The sequence below is a fragment of the Citrobacter sp. XT1-2-2 genome (assembly GCF_023516235.1).
GTDB classification, from domain to species: Bacteria; Pseudomonadota; Gammaproteobacteria; order Enterobacterales; family Enterobacteriaceae; genus Citrobacter; species Citrobacter werkmanii.
In genome coordinates, this window is the sequence record NZ_CP097324.1 from 451,695 (window position 1) to 470,621 (window position 18,927).

Genomic DNA, 18,927 nt, shown 5'->3' on the forward strand with positions numbered 1-18,927 from the left:
AAAATGAAAGTTCGTGCTTCCGTCAAGAAATTATGCCGTAACTGCAAAATCGTTAAGCGTGATGGTGTCATCCGTGTGATTTGCAGTGCCGAGCCGAAGCATAAACAGCGCCAAGGCTGATTTATTCGCATATTTTTCTTGCAAAGTTGGGTTGAGCTGGCTAGATTAGCCAGCCAATCTTTTGTATGTCTGTGCGTTTCCATTTGAGTATCCTGAAAACGGGCTTTTCAGCATGGTGCGTACATATTAAATAGTAGGAGTGCATAGTGGCCCGTATAGCAGGCATTAACATTCCTGATCAGAAACATGCTGTGATCGCATTAACTTCGATCTACGGCGTCGGCAAGACCCGTTCTAAAGCCATTCTGGCTGCAGCGGGTATCGCTGAAGATGTTAAGATCAGTGAGCTGTCTGAAGAACAAATCGACACGCTGCGTGACGAAGTTGCCAAATTTGTCGTTGAAGGTGATCTGCGCCGTGAAGTTAGCATGAGCATCAAGCGCCTTATGGACCTTGGTTGCTATCGCGGTTTGCGTCATCGTCGTGGTCTCCCGGTTCGCGGTCAGCGTACCAAGACCAACGCACGTACCCGTAAGGGTCCGCGCAAACCGATCAAGAAATAATCGGGGTGATTGAATAATGGCAAAGGCACCAATTCGTGCACGTAAACGTGTAAGAAAACAAGTCTCTGACGGCGTGGCTCATATCCATGCTTCTTTTAACAACACCATCGTTACCATTACTGATCGTCAGGGTAACGCACTGGGTTGGGCAACAGCCGGTGGTTCCGGTTTCCGTGGTTCTCGCAAATCCACTCCGTTTGCAGCTCAGGTTGCAGCAGAGCGTTGCGCTGAAGCCGTAAAAGAATACGGTATCAAGAATCTGGAAGTTATGGTCAAAGGACCGGGTCCAGGTCGCGAATCTACTGTTCGTGCTCTGAACGCCGCTGGTTTCCGCATCACTAATATTACTGATGTGACTCCGATCCCTCATAACGGTTGTCGTCCGCCGAAAAAACGTCGCGTATAACGCTGTCGTTTCTAGGATTGTTGGAGAAAGAAAATGGCAAGATATTTGGGTCCTAAGCTCAAGCTGAGCCGTCGTGAGGGCACTGACTTATTCCTTAAGTCTGGCGTTCGCGCGATCGATACCAAGTGTAAAATTGAACAAGCTCCTGGCCAGCACGGTGCGCGTAAACCGCGTCTGTCTGACTATGGTGTGCAGTTGCGTGAAAAGCAAAAAGTTCGCCGTATCTATGGTGTGCTGGAGCGTCAGTTCCGTAACTACTACAAAGAAGCAGCACGTCTGAAAGGCAACACCGGTGAAAACCTGTTGGGTCTGCTGGAAGGTCGTCTGGACAACGTTGTATACCGTATGGGCTTCGGTGCCACTCGTGCAGAAGCACGTCAGCTGGTCAGCCATAAAGCAATTATGGTAAACGGTCGTGTTGTTAACATCGCTTCTTATCAGGTTAGTCCGAATGACGTTGTTAGCATTCGTGAGAAAGCGAAGAAGCAGTCTCGCGTGAAAGCCGCTCTGGAGCTGGCTGAGCAGCGTGAAAAGCCAACCTGGCTGGAAGTTGATGCTGGCAAGATGGAAGGTACGTTCAAGCGTAAGCCGGAGCGTTCTGATCTGTCTGCGGACATTAACGAACACCTGATCGTCGAGCTTTACTCCAAGTAAAGCTTAGTACCAAAGAGAGGACACAATGCAGGGTTCTGTGACAGAGTTTCTAAAACCGCGCCTGGTAGATATCGAGCAAGTGAGTTCGACGCACGCCAAGGTGACCCTTGAGCCTTTAGAGCGTGGCTTTGGCCATACTTTGGGTAACGCACTGCGCCGTATTCTGCTCTCATCGATGCCGGGTTGCGCGGTGACCGAGGTTGAGATTGATGGTGTACTACATGAGTACAGCACCAAAGAAGGCGTTCAGGAAGATATCCTGGAAATCCTGCTCAACCTGAAAGGGCTGGCGGTGAGAGTTCAGGGTAAAGATGACGTTATTCTTACCTTGAATAAATCTGGCATTGGCCCTGTGACTGCAGCCGACATTACCCATGATGGTGATGTCGAAATCGTCAAGCCACAGCACGTGATCTGCCACCTGACCGATGAGAACGCATCTATTAGTATGCGCATCAAAGTTCAGCGCGGTCGTGGTTATGTGCCGGCTTCTACCCGAATTCATTCGGAAGAAGATGAGCGCCCAATCGGCCGTCTGCTGGTCGACGCATGCTACAGCCCTGTAGAGCGTATTGCCTACAATGTTGAAGCAGCGCGTGTAGAACAGCGTACCGACCTGGACAAGCTGGTCATCGAAATGGAAACCAACGGCACAATCGATCCTGAAGAGGCGATTCGTCGTGCGGCAACCATTCTGGCTGAACAACTGGAAGCTTTTGTTGACTTACGTGATGTACGTCAGCCGGAAGTTAAAGAAGAGAAACCAGAATTCGATCCGATCCTGCTGCGCCCTGTTGACGATCTGGAATTGACTGTCCGCTCTGCTAACTGCCTCAAAGCAGAAGCTATCCACTATATCGGTGATCTGGTACAGCGTACTGAGGTTGAGCTTCTTAAGACGCCTAACCTTGGTAAAAAATCTCTTACTGAGATTAAAGACGTGCTGGCTTCCCGTGGACTGTCTCTGGGCATGCGCCTGGAAAACTGGCCACCGGCAAGCATCGCTGACGAGTAACCGGATCACAGGTTAAGGTTTTACTGAGAAGGATAAGGTCATGCGCCATCGTAAGAGTGGTCGTCAACTGAACCGCAACAGCAGCCATCGCCAGGCTATGTTCCGCAATATGGCAGGTTCACTGGTTCGTCATGAAATCATCAAGACGACTCTGCCGAAAGCGAAAGAGCTGCGTCGCGTAGTTGAGCCGCTGATTACTCTTGCCAAGACTGATAGCGTAGCTAATCGTCGTCTGGCATTCGCCCGTACTCGTGATAACGAGATCGTGGCAAAACTGTTTAACGAACTGGGCCCGCGTTTCGCGAGCCGCGCCGGTGGTTACACTCGCATTCTGAAGTGTGGTTTCCGTGCAGGCGACAACGCGCCGATGGCATACATCGAGCTGGTTGATCGTTCAGAGAAAACAGAAGCTGCTGCAGAGTAATCTGTAGTAACGTAAAAAAACCCGCCTCGGCGGGTTTTTTTATATCCGCCATATCCCCACTTATCTACAATATCTGTACTCTTTTTGTTCATCCCCTGGAGCGTCATATGTGGTTACTGGACCAGTGGGCGGAGCGCCATATTATTGCTGCACAGTCTAAAGGCGAGTTTGATGATTTACCTGGTACAGGCGAACCGCTTACTCTTGACGATGATTCCCATATTCCGCCTGAACTCCGGGCCGGATACCGTTTATTAAAAAATGCGGGCTGCCTTCCACCTGAGCTTGAGCAGCGCAGAGAGGCGATCCAACTGCTTGAAATACTCGCGGGGATTCGCAAAGATGATCCCAGTTATCAGGAAGTCAGTCGACGGTTGTCGCTACTGGAGCTAAAACTTCGACAGGCTGGGCTTAGCACCGAGTTTTTACATGGTGAATACGCAGATAAGCTGCTACAGAAGATCAACGACAAATAGCGGAGAGAGCATGTACCGAATTGGTGAATTAGCGAAGCTGGCTGACGTGACGCCGGATACTATCCGTTACTATGAAAAGCAGCAGATGATGGAACATGAAGTACGTACCGAAGGCGGTTTTCGCCTCTACACGGAAAGTGATCTTCAGCGTCTTAAGTTTATTCGTTATGCCCGTCAGCTTGGTTTTACACTGGAGTCGATTCGCGAACTGCTTTCGATCCGCATAGATCCAGAGCACCATACCTGCCAGGAATCAAAAGGGATCGTTCAGGAAAGATTACAAGAGGTCGAAGCGCGCATAGCGGAGCTTCAGGCGATGCAACGATCGTTACAGCGATTAAATGATGCGTGCTGTGGTAAAGCACACAGCAGTGTGTACTGTTCTATTCTTGAAGCACTTGAACAAGGCGCCAGCGGGACACTATCAGACCGTTGATTTTTTGCACGGTCAGGTCTACACTCCCGGCGTAAATTACCCCACAAACTGGAGAGAGTATGAGCCGTTATCAGCATACCAAAGGACAGATAAAGGACAACGCCATTGAGGCGCTTCTGCATGATCCACTGTTCAGGCAGCGCGTTGAGAAAAATAAGAAAGGGAAAGGAAGTTATCTACGTAAAGGTAAACATGGCAGTCGGGGAAACTGGGAGGCCAGTGGCAAGAAAGTGAAGCACTTTTTTACCACTGGCCTTTTTGTTTCAGTGAACGCTTAAGAGCGGTTATTCTGTTCTTTCAGCAGGTCACGAATTTCACTTAGTAATACTTCTTCTTTAGATGGTGCTGGGGGTGCCGCTGGCTCTTCAGCTTTTTTACGATTCAATTTATTGATCAGTTTGATTGCCATAAAGATAGCAAACGCAACAATAATGAAATCGAAGACATTCTGAATGAATACGCCGTAATGCATGACCACCGCCGGGATGTCTCCCTGCGCATCACGTAACGTTAAAGCAAACTGTTTAAAATCAATCCCACCAATTAACAACCCCAGTGGCGGCATGATGATATCGGCAACCAGTGATGAAACGATCTTACCGAATGCCGCACCAATAATGACACCCACTGCCAAATCGACAACATTCCCGCGCATCGCGAATTCGCGAAACTCTTTAATAATGCTCATTTTATTCTCCCTATGCAGCTGACGTTTATAAGTTTAACAAATGTTTAGGCAATTTCCATTTATGTATTGCGGAAAGGAAAAATTATTAGGCCCTGATAAATAAAGGGAAATAAAAAAGGCGCTATATTAGCGCCTAAATTATTACAGGAAGAAGGGGCTTGGCTGGAATAAGCGCTCGACGTCGGTAATAAACTTTTTATCTGTCAGGAACATAATAACGTGATCGCCCTGTTCAATACGCAGGTTGTCATTAGCAATCATCACATCATTACCCCGTACAACAGCGCCAATAATGGTGCCGGGCGGAAGTTTAATTTCATCAATCGAGCGACCTACTACCCGTGATGTTGTCTCATCACCGTGTGCGACGGCTTCAATGGCTTCCGCTACGCCGCGGCGTAGTGATGAAACACCAACAATATCAGCTTTACGAACATGGCTCAGGAGTGCGGAGATGGTCGCCTGCTGCGGTGAAATCGCAATATCGATCACGCTGCCCTGCACCAGATCGACGTACGCTCTGCGCTGGATCAGCACCATCACTTTCTTGGCGCCCATTCGTTTAGCCAGCATCGCCGACATGATGTTAGCTTCATCGTCATTGGTCACCGCGATGAACAGATCAACCTGATCGATGTGTTCTTCCGCCAGAAGCTCTTGATCCGAAGCATCGCCAAAAAAGACGATCGTATTTTGCAGTTTCTCTGCAAGCTCCGATGCGCGCTGCTGATTACGCTCGATCAGTTTGACGCTGTAATCTTTTTCCAGACGCCGCGCGAGCCCTGCACCGATATTACCGCCACCGACTAACATAATGCGTTTGTACGGCTTTTCCAGACGCTGTAGCTCGCTCATGACGGCGCGAATGTGCTGTGATGCCGCGATAAAGAAGACTTCATCACCCGCTTCAACGATGGTAGAACCCTGCGGGCGAATTGGCCTGTCATGACGGAATATCGCCGCAACGCGGGTATCGATATGCGGCATGTGATCGCGCATGGTCGACAACGCATTACCGATTAGCGGTCCGCCGTAATAAGCTTTCACGACCGCCAGACTGACTTTGCCCTCGGCAAAATTCACGACCTGCAATGCGCCCGGATATTCAATCAGGCGATAAATGCTATCGATAACCAGTTGCTCAGGCGCAATCAGATGATCGATAGGGACGGCATCGGATTGAAATAGCTTGTCTGCATCGCGAACGTAATCCGGTGAACGAATACGGGCGATACGGTTAGGCGTATTAAACAGGGAATAAGCTACCTGGCAGGCAACCATATTTGTTTCATCTGAGCTGGTTACGGCAACCAGCATATCGGCATCGTCGGCACCAGCTTCACGCAATACACGGGGATGTGAACCATGTCCTTGCACGACGCGGAGATCAAACTTGTCCTGCAAGCTGCGCAGGCGCTCACCATTGGTATCGACTACCGTGATATCGTTGTTCTCTCCGACCAGGTTTTCAGCCAGCGTACCGCCAACTTGCCCTGCGCCAAGAATGATAATTTTCATCAGTCGCGACCCGTTATCTCATCACTTTTTGATTAGCTTAGCGTAAAAGAAGCCATCGCCATCTTCTGCACCCGGTAAATTCTGACGTCCCGGCTGCTCTGGCGTACCGGTTTCGCTTAACACCGCATCCGGTGTGCGTGCAAGGAACGCGGCGATCTGCTGTTGGTTTTCTTCTGGCAGAATAGAACAGGTTGCATAGACCAGCGTGCCGCCCGGCTTAAGGTGTGTCCAGGTCGCGTTGAGAATCTCGGCCTGCAACTGAGCGAGTTCGGCAATATCACGATCGCGACGCAACCATTTGATATCCGGATGGCGACGGATCACACCAGTGGCAGAACATGGAGCGTCCAGCAAAATACGGTCAAACTGTTGCTCACCGCACCACTGCTGCGGATAGCGACCATCACCCTGCTTCACGGTTGCTTTCATACCCAGGCGTTTCAGGTTGTCATACACGCGAGACAGGCGTTTATCGTCGACATCGACTGCCATCACGTTCGCATCTGGCGCGACCTCCAGAATGTGAGTGGTCTTGCCGCCGGGAGCGCAACATAAATCAAGGATCTGCTCTCCGTTTTGTGGCTGCAGATAGCTGACGCAACCCTGGGCAGAGGCATCCTGAACGGTGACCCAACCTTGCTCAAAACCTGGCAGGGCGAGCACGGGGGCTGGTGTTTCCAGACGGACCGCATCCGGGTAATCCGGATGAGGAAAACCGGTCAATCCTGCTTCGGCGAGTAGTTCCAGCCAGGCGTCGCGCGTATGGTGGTTGCGATTAACACGGAGCCACATTGGCGGGCGTTGGTTATTAGCCTCAAGGATGGCTTCCCATTGCTGTGGATAAGCGGCTTTAATACGTTTTACCAGCCATGAGGGGTGTAAGAAACGTAGATCGCTTTGTGCGAACTCGGTCAGTAGTTCTTCCTGACGGCGCTGGAACTGGCGTAATACACCATTGATCAGCCCTTTCAACTGCGGACGCTTAATCACCACCGCGCCTTCTACGGTTTCGGCCAGCGCAGCATGGGGTGGGATACGGGTATGCAGCAGTTGGTAGAAGCCCACCATGATCAGGTAGTGAACGGTACGCTGTTTGCCCGTCATCGGACGTTCCATCAGTTGCTGGATCATCCACTCCAGTTGCGAAAGTGTGCGCAATACGCCGAAGCAAAGCTCTTGCAACAGCGCTTTATCTTTATCGGCAACTTTTTGCTGCATGGCGGGCAGCACGTTGCTTAATGATTGCCCCTTTTCGACAACCTGCTCGACGGCCTGGGCTGCCATACTGCGTAAATTAAGATGTTTTTTCATAAGTGCAAAAATAAAAATGCCCGGTCACACCGGGCTTAAAGAGATGAACCGTCAGGCCAGACGGTTTCCGGGCACAAACCACTCCCGGCGCGAATTAAGCAGATCCTGCGCACTCATGGCTTTTTTGCCTGCAGGCTGCAAAGAGACGAGATTCAGGATGCCGTCGCCTGTTGCAACCTGGATACCCTGACGGGTCGCTTCCAGAATTGTGCCTGGTTCAGCGTTAGCGGGCGTATCGATCACCGTCGCCTGCCAAATTTTTATTGGTTGCTCGTCGATGACGATATAGCTCATTGGCCACGGGTTAAAGGCGCGGATGCAGCGCTCCAACTGAGCGGCCGAAAGTGACCAGTCGATACGGGCCTCTTCTTTACTGAGTTTCTCTGCATGCGTAACCAGTGATTCATCTTGTACAACGGGTTTTATCGTGCCAGCAGCCAACTGTTTTAGCGTTTCAATCAGCCCCTGAGGCCCCAGGTCCGCCAGCTTGTCGTATAAAGAACCGCTGGTATCTTCTGCCGTAATCGGGCAGGAGAGCTTAAGCAACATATCACCGGTGTCGAGACCAACATCCATTTGCATGATGGTAACGCCCGTTTCGCTATCGCCAGCCCACAGTGAACGTTGAATCGGTGCTGCGCCACGCCAGCGTGGAAGCAGGGAACCGTGAACGTTGATACAACCCAGGCGCGGCATTTCCAGCACGGCTTTTGGCAGAATCAGTCCATATGCCACTACCACCATCACGTCTGCGTGTAAATCAGCAACCAACTGTTGGTTTTCCTGAGGGCGAAGAGAGACAGGCTGGAAAACCGGTATCCCTTTTTCTTCTGCCAACACTTTTACCGGGCTGGGCATCAGCTTTTTACCGCGTCCCGCAGGGCGGTCCGGTTGGGTAAACACGCCAACGACGTTATGTCCAGAAGACAACAGCGCGTCAAGGTGACGCGCTGCAAAGTCAGGTGTACCCGCAAAAATAATACGTAGTGAGTCTGACACGTTGATTCTTGTCCTTAAGCTCGGGCGTTCAGGCGGTCGAGTTTTTCAACTTTCTGACGAATACGTTGTTGCTTCAACGGAGACAGATAATCGATAAACAGTTTACCGACCAGGTGATCCATTTCATGTTGAATGCAGATAGCGAGCAGGCCATCGGCTTCCAGTTCAAAAGATTTACCGTCGCGATTGAGCGCACGAATTTTTACTTTCTCAGCGCGTGGGACTAACGCACGCTGTTCGGGGATAGACAGGCAACCTTCTTCAATGCCGGTTTCGCCATCTTTCTCCAGCAGCTCTGGGTTGATTAAAACCAACTGCTCGTCGCGATTTTCAGAGACATCAATAACAATGATGCGCTGATGGATATCGACCTGTGTTGCCGCCAGACCGATACCCTCTTCTGCGTACATCGTTTCGAACATATCATCAACGATACGCTGAATTTCTGCATTCACTTCTTCAACCGGTTTTGCGACTTTGCGAAGGCGCTCGTCCGGAATATGTAACACTTGCAAAACTGACATAGTTATCCAGAGTTGTGTTCAGGAGTTGAAAAGATTATTACCTCTATTCTAGACAAAACCCCCTCTGATTGACAGCATCAGTGACCAATCGCAAAGATTGCCAGGACTGCTTGTGGCAGGGGAGCAGGGATGACCCAAATTGAAATTTGGCTACGTTTAGCGCAAGTGAATGAACTGTATGGTGATGAGATGGTGCGCCTTGCCCACTGGCTCAATGCCCAACCCTGTATTAACAACACGATCCTCCAGCACGCAGGATTATCTTCCCGCCAGGCAATGCGCTTTTTAACCTTTTCAGAGCAGTCACTGGAAAAAACGCTGCGCTGGTTGGAGCAGCCGAATCACCATTTAGTGGTTGCCGACAGCGAGCATTATCCGTCCCAGCTGCGCGCGATTGAAGATTATCCTGGGGTACTTTTCGTTGCCGGTACTCCCGCATGCCTGCATTCATTTCAGGTGGCCGTCGTCGGTAGTCGCCAGCATTCATGGTATGGCGAACGTTGGGGGCGATTATTTTGCGAAAAGCTTGCCGCGTTTGGGGTGACGATAACCAGTGGGCTGGCCCGGGGAATTGATGGCGTGGCGCATCATGCGGCGATAAACCGACAAGGCACGAGTATTGCGGTGCTGGGAAATGGGCTTGAGACCATTCATCCACGACAGCATGTCCGTCTCGCCGAACGTCTGATCGATTCCGGAGGCGCATTGGTGTCTGAGTTCCCATTAGATACGCTCCCGCTGCCGCGCAATTTTCCCCGACGAAATCGCATTATCAGTGGTCTAAGTAAAGGTGTCCTGGTCGTTGAGGCCGCGCAACGTAGCGGTTCATTGGTCACGGCACGCTGTGCGCTGGAGCAGGGGCGGGAGGTTTTTGCTTTGCCTGGGCCGATTGGGAGTCCGGGAAGTGAAGGCCCACATTGGCTTATTCAGCAGGGAGCCACGCTTGTGACCGCACCAGAGGAAATTCTGGAAAATTTGCAATATGGGCTGCAATGGTTGCCAGATGAACCTGAAAAATCAATTTATTCGCCAGATCACGAAGAGGTGGCATTGCCATTTCCTGAGCTCCTGGCTAACGTAGGAGATGAGGTAACACCTGTTGACGTCGTCGCTGAACGTGCCGGCCAACCTGTGCCAGAGGTAGTGGCTCAACTACTCGAACTGGAGTTAGCAGGATGGATCGCAGCTGTACCCGGCGGCTATGTCCGATTGAGGAGGGCATGCCATGTTCGACGTACTAATGTATTTGTTTGAGACATATATCCATAACGAAGCTGAGCTGCGAGTGGATCAGGACAAACTGGAACGGGATCTTACCGACGCTGGTTTTGATCGTGAAGACATCTACAACGCGTTACTGTGGCTGGAAAAGCTTGCTGATTATCAGGATGGCCTTGCCGAACCTATGCAGCTAGCATCTGATCCTCTTTCTCTGCGTATTTATACGGCAGAAGAATGTGAACGGCTGGATGCGAGTTGTCGCGGATTCTTGCTATTCCTGGAGCAGATTCAGGTGCTAAACCTCGAAACGCGAGAAATGGTAATTGAGCGCGTACTCGCGCTGGATACGGCAGAGTTTGATCTGGAAGACCTGAAGTGGGTGATCCTGATGGTGCTATTCAACATTCCAGGTTGTGAAAATGCCTATCAGCAAATGGAAGAATTACTCTTTGAAGTGAATGAAGGTATGCTGCATTAATCAATCTTCATTCAGTATGAGTTGTTATGGCTAAATCAGCACTGTTTACGGTGCGTAAAAACGAGCCCTGCCCACAATGCGGGGCTGAACTGGTTATTCGCTCCGGGAAACACGGTCCGTTTCTCGGTTGTTCACACTATCCAGAATGCGATTATATCCGTCCGCTGAAATCATCTGCAGACGGACATATTGTCAAAGTTCTGGAGGGTAAGTTTTGCCCTGCATGTGGCGCTGAGTTGGTATTGCGACAGGGGCGATTCGGTATGTTTATCGGATGCAGTGACTATCCTGCATGCGAGCACACCGAGCTTATCGACAAGCCTGATGAAACAGCAATCGTCTGTCCTCAATGCCAGACCGGTCACCTGGTCCAGCGGCGTTCCCGTTATGGCAAAACTTTTTACTCCTGCGATCGCTATCCGGAGTGCCAGTTTGTTATTAACTTCAAACCGTTAGCTGGAGAATGTCCAGAGTGCCATTATCCGCTACTCATCGAAAAGAAAACCGCGCAGGGTGTGAAGCATTTCTGTGCCAGTAAACAATGTGGAAAGCCGATTTCGGCGGAATAAAAAAGTGAATAATAACCTGCCCACAGGCCCTATCGCTGCTGCAATAGAGGTACTGAACCAAGAGAAAGTCATCGCCTATCCAACAGAAGCTGTATTTGGTGTCGGCTGCGATCCCGACAGCGAAACGGCAGTAAGTCGTTTGTTGGAATTAAAACAACGTCCGGTCGAGAAAGGCTTAATTTTGATTGCGGCCAACTTTGAGCAACTTAAGCCCTATATTGACGATAGCTCGCTTACTGATACTCAACGTGAGGCTATCTTCGCTCGCTGGCCTGGTCCCGTCACCTTTGTTTTCCCGGCGCCTGCGACTACACCTCGTTGGTTGACCGGTCGTTTTGATTCGCTGGCCGTGCGTGTCACCGATCATCCGCTGGTGGTTGCACTGTGCCAGGCTTATGGCAAACCTATAGTTTCCACCAGTGCTAATTTGAGTGGCTTACCGCCTTGCCGAACGGTAGAGGAAGTCCGCGCGCAGTTCGGTACAGACTTTCCCGTTGTTGAAGGAGAGACCGGAGGGCGATTGAATCCTTCGGAGATCCGAGATGCACTGACAGGTGAACAGTTTCGACAGGGGTAATATGAAAGAAGCCTATGCTGTTTTTGGTAATCCGATAGCGCACAGTAAATCGCCTTTTATCCATCAGCAATTTGCAGAGCAGCTGAAGATTGATTACTCCTATGGACGTGTACTGGCGCCGATCAATGACTTTGTGAATTCGCTGAACGCCTTTTTTGCTGAGGGTGGTAAGGGGGCAAATGTCACCGTTCCTTTTAAAGAAGAGGCGTTTGCGCGTGCCGATGAATTAACAGAGCGGGCATCACTAGCTGGAGCAGCTAACACCCTTAAACGGCTGGAGGATGGACGTTTGCTGGGAGATAACACGGATGGTATCGGTTTATTAAGCGATCTTGAGCGTTTATCTTTCATTCGTCCCGGATCGCGAATTCTGCTGATTGGTGCGGGCGGTGCATCCCGTGGGGTATTGCTACCTCTTCTTTCTATGGATTGTGCGGTAACCATTGTTAATCGTACGGCCTACCGCGCTGAAGAACTGGCACAGCTCTTCTCTCATACCGGTAGCGTGCAGGCGGTGGGAATGGACGAACTTGATAATCACAGCTTTGATCTGATTATTAACGCGACGTCCAGCGGTATTAGCGGTGAGGTCCCGTCTATTCCGGCATCACTTATCCATCCCTCCGTCTACTGCTACGACATGTTTTATCAGAAAGGGAATACGCCGTTCCTTTCCTGGTGTGAAAAGCATGGGGCGAAACAGTACGCCGATGGTCTGGGGATGCTGGTGGGGCAAGCTGCACATGCTGTTTTACTCTGGCATGGTGTTTTACCCCAGATTGAGCCGGTCATTAAAAGCATGCAACAGGAATTGTCGGCATGAATCAGGCGATCCAGTTTCCCGATCGAGAAGAATGGCGGACGGATGTAAATGCCATTGTTTTCCCTGCAATGGTTCATGGTATGCAGTTAACATGTGCCATATCGGGAAAGATGTTGGCGTCCCGCTTTGGCGGCGACACGCCTGAACAGTGGCTGGAAACCTTTCGATTACATCGCTGGGACCTGGAAGAAGAGGCCGAAGCATTGATCCAGGACCAGCAGGAAGACGCTCAGGGTTGGGTGTGGTTACTCTGACTTAAATACTCATCTTTCCACTTAACATAGTTGTTAGCTGAGTATTGCAAGCCTGCTTTCTCTTCATCGCTTAATGGACGAATCTGCTTAACCGGGCTTCCCAGGTACAGATATCCACTCTCCAGGCGTTTGTTTTGCGGAACCAGGCTTCCCGCTCCAATCATAACGTCGTCTTCAACAACGACACCGTCCAACAGAATCGATCCCATGCCGACTAATACGCGGTTACCAATGGTACAACCGTGCAGCATGACTTTATGACCAACTGTGACATCTTCACCTACGATCAGCGGATTACCCTGCGGATTGGATGTAGATTTATGTGTGACATGTAGAACGCTGCCGTCCTGAATGTTTGTACGCGCACCGATTTGCACGTAGTTCACGTCGCCACGGATCGCGACCAGTGGCCAAATTCCGACATCATCAGCCAAACGAGCATCGCCAATGACGACACTACTGGTGTCGATCATCACGCGTTTTCCGATCTGTGGGAAAAGATCCTTATAAGGGCGCAGTACATTAGACATGTTTACCTCAGCGAAAATAGAGCGGTAATGAAGACTTTGGTTGGATTATCGAGACTGTGCAAGTGATTTATCTATCAAAAATCAGCCAAATTGCGCAGGAATATAGCGAAAGGGGTGAAAAACAAGCATTCAGCAAAAAAGATCCAAAAAACACTTGTGCTAAAAAATGGGATCCCTATAATGCGCCTCCATCGACACGGCGGATGTGAATCACTTCACGCAAACAGCCCGGTCGGTTGAAGAGAAAAACCTGAAAATGAGGGTTGACTCTGAAAGAGGAAAGCGTAATATACGCCACCTCGCGACAGAGCGCTAAGGCGCGTCGCAACTGCTCTTTAACAACTTATCAGACAATCTGTGTGGGCACTCGAAGATACGGATTCTTAACGTCGCAAGACGAAAAATGAATACCAAGTCTCTGAGTGAACACGTAATTCATTACGAAGTTTAATTCACGAGCATCAAACTTAAATTGAAGAGTTTGATCATGGCTCAGATTGAACGCTGGCGGCAGGCCTAACACATGCAAGTCGAACGGTAGCACAGAGAGCTTGCTCTCGGGTGACGAGTGGCGGACGGGTGAGTAATGTCTGGGAAACTGCCCGATGGAGGGGGATAACTACTGGAAACGGTAGCTAATACCGCATAATGTCGCAAGACCAAAGAGGGGGACCTTCGGGCCTCTTGCCATCGGATGTGCCCAGATGGGATTAGCTAGTAGGTGGGGTAACGGCTCACCTAGGCGACGATCCCTAGCTGGTCTGAGAGGATGACCAGCCACACTGGAACTGAGACACGGTCCAGACTCCTACGGGAGGCAGCAGTGGGGAATATTGCACAATGGGCGCAAGCCTGATGCAGCCATGCCGCGTGTATGAAGAAGGCCTTCGGGTTGTAAAGTACTTTCAGCGAGGAGGAAGGCGTTGTGGTTAATAACCACAGCGATTGACGTTACTCGCAGAAGAAGCACCGGCTAACTCCGTGCCAGCAGCCGCGGTAATACGGAGGGTGCAAGCGTTAATCGGAATTACTGGGCGTAAAGCGCACGCAGGCGGTCTGTCAAGTCGGATGTGAAATCCCCGGGCTCAACCTGGGAACTGCATCCGAAACTGGCAGGCTAGAGTCTTGTAGAGGGGGGTAGAATTCCAGGTGTAGCGGTGAAATGCGTAGAGATCTGGAGGAATACCGGTGGCGAAGGCGGCCCCCTGGACAAAGACTGACGCTCAGGTGCGAAAGCGTGGGGAGCAAACAGGATTAGATACCCTGGTAGTCCACGCCGTAAACGATGTCGACTTGGAGGTTGTGCCCTTGAGGCGTGGCTTCCGGAGCTAACGCGTTAAGTCGACCGCCTGGGGAGTACGGCCGCAAGGTTAAAACTCAAATGAATTGACGGGGGCCCGCACAAGCGGTGGAGCATGTGGTTTAATTCGATGCAACGCGAAGAACCTTACCTACTCTTGACATCCAGAGAACTTAGCAGAGATGCTTTGGTGCCTTCGGGAACTCTGAGACAGGTGCTGCATGGCTGTCGTCAGCTCGTGTTGTGAAATGTTGGGTTAAGTCCCGCAACGAGCGCAACCCTTATCCTTTGTTGCCAGCGGTCCGGCCGGGAACTCAAAGGAGACTGCCAGTGATAAACTGGAGGAAGGTGGGGATGACGTCAAGTCATCATGGCCCTTACGAGTAGGGCTACACACGTGCTACAATGGCATATACAAAGAGAAGCGACCTCGCGAGAGCAAGCGGACCTCATAAAGTATGTCGTAGTCCGGATTGGAGTCTGCAACTCGACTCCATGAAGTCGGAATCGCTAGTAATCGTGGATCAGAATGCCACGGTGAATACGTTCCCGGGCCTTGTACACACCGCCCGTCACACCATGGGAGTGGGTTGCAAAAGAAGTAGGTAGCTTAACCTTCGGGAGGGCGCTTACCACTTTGTGATTCATGACTGGGGTGAAGTCGTAACAAGGTAACCGTAGGGGAACCTGCGGTTGGATCACCTCCTTACCTTAAAGAACCGACCTTTGCAGTGCTCACACAGATTGTCTGATGAAAATTAGCAGTAAGAAAATCTCTGCAGGCTTGTAGCTCAGGTGGTTAGAGCGCACCCCTGATAAGGGTGAGGTCGGTGGTTCAAGTCCACTCAGGCCTACCAAATTCATCCTGGTGAATTTGAAGAGGTTTTAACTACGATGGGGCTATAGCTCAGCTGGGAGAGCGCCTGCTTTGCACGCAGGAGGTCTGCGGTTCGATCCCGCATAGCTCCACCATCTTTACTGCAACAACCCAAGAAAACTTCAGAGTGTACCTGAAAAGGTTCACTGCGAAGTTTTGCTCTTTAAAAATCTGGATCAAGCTGAAAATTGAAACGACACACTGTTTCATTTCTCCGTAAACAAGAAATGAAAAGCGGTGTGTTCGAGTCTCTCAAATTTTCGCAATCAGAAGTGAAACATCTTCGGGTTGTGAGGTTAAGCGACTAAGCGTACACGGTGGATGCCCTGGCAGTCAGAGGCGATGAAGGACGTGCTAATCTGCGATAAGCGCCGGCAAGGTGATATGAACCGTTATAACCGGCGATTTCCGAATGGGGAAACCCAGTGTGATTCGTCACACTATCGTTAACTGAATACATAGGTTAACGAAGCGAACCGGGGGAACTGAAACATCTAAGTACCCCGAGGAAAAGAAATCAACCGAGATTCCCCCAGTAGCGGCGAGCGAACGGGGAGCAGCCCAGAGTCTGAATCAGCATGTGTGTTAGTGGAACGGTCTGGAAAGTCCGACGGTACAGGGTGATAGTCCCGTACACAAAAATGCACAGGTTGTGAACTCGAAGAGTAGGGCGGGACACGTGGTATCCTGTCTGAATATGGGGGGACCATCCTCCAAGGCTAAATACTCCTGACTGACCGATAGTGAACCAGTACCGTGAGGGAAAGGCGAAAAGAACCCCGGCGAGGGGAGTGAAAAAGAACCTGAAACCGTGTACGTACAAGCAGTGGGAGCACCTTCGGGTGTGACTGCGTACCTTTTGTATAATGGGTCAGCGACTTATATTCTGTAGCAAGGTTAACCGTATAGGGGAGCCGAAGGGAAACCGAGTCTTAACTGGGCGTTAAGTTGCAGGGTATAGACCCGAAACCCGGTGATCTAGCCATGGGCAGGTTGAAGGTTGGGTAACACTAACTGGAGGACCGAACCGACTAATGTTGAAAAATTAGCGGATGACTTGTGGCTGGGGGTGAAAGGCCAATCAAACCGGGAGATAGCTGGTTCTCCCCGAAAGCTATTTAGGTAGCGCCTCGTGAATTCATCTTCGGGGGTAGAGCACTGTTTCGGCTAGGGGGTCATCCCGACTTACCAACCCGATGCAAACTGCGAATACCGAAGAATGTTATCACGGGAGACACACGGCGGGTGCTAACGTCCGTCGTGAAGAGGGAAACAACCCAGACCGCCAGCTAAGGTCCCAAAGTCATGGTTAAGTGGGAAACGATGTGGGAAGGCACAGACAGCCAGGATGTTGGCTTAGAAGCAGCCATCATTTAAAGAAAGCGTAATAGCTCACTGGTCGAGTCGGCCTGCGCGGAAGATGTAACGGGGCTAAACCATGCACCGAAGCTGCGGCAGCGACACTATGTGTTGTTGGGTAGGGGAGCGTTCTGTAAGCCGTTGAAGGTGGCCTGTGAGGGTTGCTGGAGGTATCAGAAGTGCGAATGCTGACATAAGTAACGATAATGCGGGTGAAAAACCCGCACGCCGGAAGACCAAGGGTTCCTGTCCAACGTTAATCGGGGCAGGGTGAGTCGACCCCTAAGGCGAGGCCGAAAGGCGTAGTCGATGGGAAACAGGTTAATATTCCTGTACTTGGTGTTACTGCGAAGGGGGGACGGAGAAGGCTATGTTGGCCGGGCGACGGTTGTCCCGGTTTAAGCATGTAGGCGGAGGTTCCAGGTAAATCCGGTACCTTTTAACGCTGAGGTGTGATGACGAGGCACTACGGTGCTGAAGTGACAAATGCCCTGCTTCCAGGAAAAGCCTCTAAGCATCAGGTAACACGAAATCGTACCCCAAACCGACACAGGTGGTCAGGTAGAGAATACCAAGGCGCTTGAGAGAACTCGGGTGAAGGAACTAGGCAAAATGGTGCCGTAACTTCGGGAGAAGGCACGCTGATATGTAGGTGAAGTGATTTACTCATGGAGCTGAAATCAGTCGAAGATACCAGCTGGCTGCAACTGTTTATTAAAAACACAGCACTGTGCAAACACGAAAGTGGACGTATACGGTGTGACGCCTGCCCGGTGCCGGAAGGTTAATTGATGGGGTTATCCGTAAGGAGAAGCTCTTGATCGAAGCCCCGGTAAACGGCGGCCGTAACTATAACGGTCCTAAGGTAGCGAAATTCCTTGTCGGGTAAGTTCCGACCTGCACGAATGGCGTAATGATGGCCAGGCTGTCTCCACCCGAGACTCAGTGAAATTGAACTCGCTGTGAAGATGCAGTGTACCCGCGGCAAGACGGAAAGACCCCGTGAACCTTTACTATAGCTTGACACTGAACACTGGTCCTTGATGTGTAGGATAGGTGGGAGGCTTTGAAGTGTGGACGCCAGTCTGCATGGAGCCATCCTTGAAATACCACCCTTTAATGGCTGGTGTTCTAACGTGGGCCCGTAATCCGGGTTGCGGACAGTGTCTGGTGGGTAGTTTGACTGGGGCGGTCTCCTCCCAAAGAGTAACGGAGGAGCACGAAGGTTAGCTAATCCTGGTCGGACATCAGGAGGTTAGTGCAAAGGCATAAGCTAGCTTGACTGCGAGAGTGACGGCTCGAGCAGGTGCGAAAGCAGGTCTTAGTGATCCGGTGGTTCTGAATGGAAGGGCCATCGCTCAACGGATAAAAGGTACTCCGGGGATAACAGGCTGATACCGCCCAAGAGTTCATATCGACGGCGGTGTTTGGCACCTCGATGTCGGCTCATCACATCCTGGGGCTGAAGTAGGTCCCAAGGGTATGGCTGTTCGCCATTTAAAGTGGTACGCGAGCTGGGTTTAGAACGTCGTGAGACAGTTCGGTCCCTATCTGCCGTGGGCGCTGGAGAATTGAGGGGGGCTGCTCCTAGTACGAGAGGACCGGAGTGGACGCATCACTGGTGTTCGGGTTGTCATGCCAATGGCACTGCCCGGTAGCTAAATGCGGAAGAGATAAGTGCTGAAAGCATCTAAGCACGAAACTTGCCCCGAGATGAGTTCTCCCTGAGACTTAGAGTCTCCTGAAGGAACGTTGAAGACGACGACGTTGATAGGTCGGGTGTGTAAGTGTAGCGATACATTGAGCTAACCGATACTAATGAACCGTGAGGCTTAACCTTACAACGCCGAAGATGTTTTGGCGAA

Annotated in this window: 21 protein-coding genes, 2 tRNA genes and 2 rRNA genes; 19 read left to right on the forward strand and 6 right to left on the reverse strand. The window is 50.9% G+C overall.

Features of this window, described 5'->3' with window-relative positions:
- Nucleotides 1–3 precede the first annotated feature (3 nt).
- The 9 genes from rpmJ to M4I31_RS02220 all read left to right on the forward strand — a co-directional run bounded on the left by rpmJ (nucleotide 4) and on the right by M4I31_RS02220 (nucleotide 4,312).
- Entirely contained in the window at nucleotides 4–120 is a 117-nt protein-coding gene (rpmJ, locus tag M4I31_RS02180; protein ID WP_000868187.1) for a 50S ribosomal protein L36, read from the forward strand.
- A gap of 146 nt (nucleotides 121–266) precedes the next feature.
- Nucleotides 267–623: a 30S ribosomal protein S13 gene (gene rpsM, locus M4I31_RS02185; protein WP_003031135.1), complete on the forward strand. Its 357-nt coding sequence runs from the start codon at nucleotides 267–269 to the stop codon at nucleotides 621–623.
- Nucleotides 624–639: 16 nt separating this feature from the next.
- Nucleotides 640–1,029, forward strand: a complete 390-nt coding sequence (rpsK, locus tag M4I31_RS02190; RefSeq protein ID WP_003031137.1) for a 30S ribosomal protein S11 — start codon at nucleotides 640–642, stop codon at nucleotides 1,027–1,029.
- 33 nt (nucleotides 1,030–1,062) lie between these two features.
- Nucleotides 1,063–1,683: a 30S ribosomal protein S4 gene (rpsD, locus tag M4I31_RS02195; protein ID WP_003031138.1), complete on the forward strand. Its 621-nt coding sequence runs from the start codon at nucleotides 1,063–1,065 to the stop codon at nucleotides 1,681–1,683.
- 25 nt (nucleotides 1,684–1,708) lie between these two features.
- Nucleotides 1,709–2,698, forward strand: coding sequence for a DNA-directed RNA polymerase subunit alpha (gene rpoA / locus M4I31_RS02200; RefSeq protein WP_003031139.1), 990 nt, complete (start codon nucleotides 1,709–1,711; stop codon nucleotides 2,696–2,698).
- A 40-nt stretch (nucleotides 2,699–2,738) separates the two neighbouring features.
- Entirely contained in the window at nucleotides 2,739–3,122 is a 384-nt protein-coding gene (rplQ, locus tag M4I31_RS02205) for a 50S ribosomal protein L17 (RefSeq protein ID WP_001216370.1), read from the forward strand.
- A 107-nt stretch (nucleotides 3,123–3,229) separates the two neighbouring features.
- Nucleotides 3,230–3,598 (forward strand): DUF1992 domain-containing protein, encoded by a 369-nt coding sequence (locus M4I31_RS02210; protein WP_038634662.1) that lies wholly within the window; start codon nucleotides 3,230–3,232, stop codon nucleotides 3,596–3,598.
- Nucleotides 3,599–3,608: 10 nt separating this feature from the next.
- Nucleotides 3,609–4,034, forward strand: coding sequence for a Zn(2+)-responsive transcriptional regulator (zntR, locus tag M4I31_RS02215; protein WP_038634659.1), 426 nt, complete (start codon nucleotides 3,609–3,611; stop codon nucleotides 4,032–4,034).
- 59 nt (nucleotides 4,035–4,093) lie between these two features.
- Complete coding sequence (locus M4I31_RS02220; RefSeq protein WP_085049668.1) at nucleotides 4,094–4,312, forward strand: alternative ribosome-rescue factor A; 219 nt, start codon at nucleotides 4,094–4,096, stop codon at nucleotides 4,310–4,312.
- Here the strand turns inward: M4I31_RS02220 and mscL are convergent.
- The 5 genes from mscL to def all read right to left on the reverse strand — a co-directional run bounded on the left by mscL (nucleotide 4,309) and on the right by def (nucleotide 9,074).
- The gene (gene mscL, locus M4I31_RS02225) at nucleotides 4,309–4,722 is read right to left on the reverse strand and encodes a large-conductance mechanosensitive channel protein MscL (protein ID WP_003031152.1); all 414 of its coding nucleotides are present in this window, start codon (nucleotides 4,720–4,722) and stop codon (nucleotides 4,309–4,311) included. The two genes, M4I31_RS02220 and mscL, sit on opposite strands and share 4 nt — an antisense overlap.
- A 141-nt stretch (nucleotides 4,723–4,863) precedes the next feature.
- The gene (gene trkA, locus M4I31_RS02230; protein WP_006687350.1) at nucleotides 4,864–6,240 is read right to left on the reverse strand and encodes a Trk system potassium transporter TrkA; all 1,377 of its coding nucleotides are present in this window, start codon (nucleotides 6,238–6,240) and stop codon (nucleotides 4,864–4,866) included.
- Between the two features lie 21 nt (nucleotides 6,241–6,261).
- Nucleotides 6,262–7,551, reverse strand: a complete 1,290-nt coding sequence (rsmB, locus tag M4I31_RS02235; RefSeq protein ID WP_038634647.1) for a 16S rRNA (cytosine(967)-C(5))-methyltransferase RsmB — start codon at nucleotides 7,549–7,551, stop codon at nucleotides 6,262–6,264.
- Nucleotides 7,552–7,602: 51 nt separating this feature from the next.
- Complete coding sequence (gene fmt / locus M4I31_RS02240) at nucleotides 7,603–8,550, reverse strand: methionyl-tRNA formyltransferase (RefSeq protein ID WP_085049667.1); 948 nt, start codon at nucleotides 8,548–8,550, stop codon at nucleotides 7,603–7,605.
- Nucleotides 8,551–8,564: 14 nt separating this feature from the next.
- Nucleotides 8,565–9,074, reverse strand: a complete 510-nt coding sequence (gene def, locus M4I31_RS02245) for a peptide deformylase (protein ID WP_038634641.1) — start codon at nucleotides 9,072–9,074, stop codon at nucleotides 8,565–8,567.
- A 129-nt stretch (nucleotides 9,075–9,203) separates the two neighbouring features.
- Here def and dprA point away from each other — a divergent pair, with 129 nt between their 5' ends.
- The 6 genes from dprA to M4I31_RS02275 are packed head-to-tail and all read left to right on the forward strand — an operon-like array spanning nucleotide 9,204 to nucleotide 12,996.
- Nucleotides 9,204–10,328, forward strand: coding sequence for a DNA-protecting protein DprA (dprA, locus tag M4I31_RS02250; protein ID WP_085049666.1), 1,125 nt, complete (start codon nucleotides 9,204–9,206; stop codon nucleotides 10,326–10,328).
- Nucleotides 10,300–10,773, forward strand: a complete 474-nt coding sequence (smg, locus tag M4I31_RS02255; protein WP_038634635.1) for a DUF494 family protein Smg — start codon at nucleotides 10,300–10,302, stop codon at nucleotides 10,771–10,773. The genes dprA and smg overlap by 29 nt, the downstream gene beginning before the upstream one ends.
- 26 nt (nucleotides 10,774–10,799) lie before the next feature.
- Nucleotides 10,800–11,342 carry a type I DNA topoisomerase gene (locus tag M4I31_RS02260; protein ID WP_069325294.1) on the forward strand — a complete coding sequence of 181 codons (543 nt, stop codon included), beginning with the start codon at nucleotides 10,800–10,802 and terminating at the stop codon, nucleotides 11,340–11,342.
- Between the two features lie 4 nt (nucleotides 11,343–11,346).
- Nucleotides 11,347–11,919 (forward strand): L-threonylcarbamoyladenylate synthase type 1 TsaC, encoded by a 573-nt coding sequence (tsaC, locus tag M4I31_RS02265; protein ID WP_085049665.1) that lies wholly within the window; start codon nucleotides 11,347–11,349, stop codon nucleotides 11,917–11,919.
- A 1-nt stretch (nucleotide 11,920) separates the two neighbouring features.
- Complete coding sequence (gene aroE / locus M4I31_RS02270) at nucleotides 11,921–12,742, forward strand: shikimate dehydrogenase (RefSeq protein ID WP_085049664.1); 822 nt, start codon at nucleotides 11,921–11,923, stop codon at nucleotides 12,740–12,742.
- Nucleotides 12,739–12,996, forward strand: coding sequence for a DUF1488 domain-containing protein (locus M4I31_RS02275; protein WP_038634625.1), 258 nt, complete (start codon nucleotides 12,739–12,741; stop codon nucleotides 12,994–12,996). Before aroE ends, M4I31_RS02275 begins: the two co-directional genes overlap by 4 nt.
- Here the strand turns inward: M4I31_RS02275 and M4I31_RS02280 are convergent.
- Entirely contained in the window at nucleotides 12,972–13,526 is a 555-nt protein-coding gene (locus M4I31_RS02280) for a gamma carbonic anhydrase family protein (protein WP_085049663.1), read from the reverse strand. The two genes, M4I31_RS02275 and M4I31_RS02280, sit on opposite strands and share 25 nt — an antisense overlap.
- Nucleotides 13,527–13,995: 469 nt before the next feature.
- On the opposite strand from M4I31_RS02280, the gene M4I31_RS02285 reads away from it, so the two are divergent.
- The 4 genes from M4I31_RS02285 to M4I31_RS02300 all read left to right on the forward strand — a co-directional run bounded on the left by M4I31_RS02285 (nucleotide 13,996) and on the right by M4I31_RS02300 (nucleotide 18,902).
- Nucleotides 13,996–15,535: ribosomal RNA gene (locus tag M4I31_RS02285) — 16S ribosomal RNA — on the forward strand.
- Between the two features lie 71 nt (nucleotides 15,536–15,606).
- Nucleotides 15,607–15,683, forward strand: a tRNA-Ile gene (locus M4I31_RS02290).
- 39 nt (nucleotides 15,684–15,722) lie between these two features.
- Nucleotides 15,723–15,798 (forward strand) — tRNA-Ala (locus M4I31_RS02295).
- 199 nt (nucleotides 15,799–15,997) lie between these two features.
- Nucleotides 15,998–18,902, forward strand: a 23S ribosomal RNA gene (locus M4I31_RS02300).
- Together the 16S and 23S rRNA genes with 2 tRNA genes alongside form the textbook arrangement of a ribosomal RNA operon.
- Nucleotides 18,903–18,927: the final 25 nt, after the last annotated feature.

Coding starts and splice junctions, on each gene's coding strand:
- rpmJ (WP_000868187.1), top strand. CDS start 4: ATGAAAGTTCGTGCTTCCGTCAAGAAATTATGCCGTAACTGCAAAATC.
- rpsK (WP_003031137.1), top strand. CDS start 640: ATGGCAAAGGCACCAATTCGTGCACGTAAACGTGTAAGAAAACAAGTC.
- rpsD (WP_003031138.1), top strand. CDS start 1,063: ATGGCAAGATATTTGGGTCCTAAGCTCAAGCTGAGCCGTCGTGAGGGC.
- rpoA (WP_003031139.1), top strand. CDS start 1,709: ATGCAGGGTTCTGTGACAGAGTTTCTAAAACCGCGCCTGGTAGATATC.
- rplQ (WP_001216370.1), top strand. CDS start 2,739: ATGCGCCATCGTAAGAGTGGTCGTCAACTGAACCGCAACAGCAGCCAT.
- M4I31_RS02210 (WP_038634662.1), top strand. CDS start 3,230: ATGTGGTTACTGGACCAGTGGGCGGAGCGCCATATTATTGCTGCACAG.
- zntR (WP_038634659.1), top strand. CDS start 3,609: ATGTACCGAATTGGTGAATTAGCGAAGCTGGCTGACGTGACGCCGGAT.
- M4I31_RS02220 (WP_085049668.1), top strand. CDS start 4,094: ATGAGCCGTTATCAGCATACCAAAGGACAGATAAAGGACAACGCCATT.
- mscL (WP_003031152.1), bottom strand. CDS start 4,722: ATGAGCATTATTAAAGAGTTTCGCGAATTCGCGATGCGCGGGAATGTT.
- trkA (WP_006687350.1), bottom strand. CDS start 6,240: ATGAAAATTATCATTCTTGGCGCAGGGCAAGTTGGCGGTACGCTGGCT.
- rsmB (WP_038634647.1), bottom strand. CDS start 7,551: ATGAAAAAACATCTTAATTTACGCAGTATGGCAGCCCAGGCCGTCGAG.
- def (WP_038634641.1), bottom strand. CDS start 9,074: ATGTCAGTTTTGCAAGTGTTACATATTCCGGACGAGCGCCTTCGCAAA.
- dprA (WP_085049666.1), top strand. CDS start 9,204: ATGACCCAAATTGAAATTTGGCTACGTTTAGCGCAAGTGAATGAACTG.
- smg (WP_038634635.1), top strand. CDS start 10,300: ATGTTCGACGTACTAATGTATTTGTTTGAGACATATATCCATAACGAA.
- M4I31_RS02260 (WP_069325294.1), top strand. CDS start 10,800: ATGGCTAAATCAGCACTGTTTACGGTGCGTAAAAACGAGCCCTGCCCA.
- aroE (WP_085049664.1), top strand. CDS start 11,921: ATGAAAGAAGCCTATGCTGTTTTTGGTAATCCGATAGCGCACAGTAAA.
- M4I31_RS02275 (WP_038634625.1), top strand. CDS start 12,739: ATGAATCAGGCGATCCAGTTTCCCGATCGAGAAGAATGGCGGACGGAT.
- M4I31_RS02280 (WP_085049663.1), bottom strand. CDS start 13,526: ATGTCTAATGTACTGCGCCCTTATAAGGATCTTTTCCCACAGATCGGA.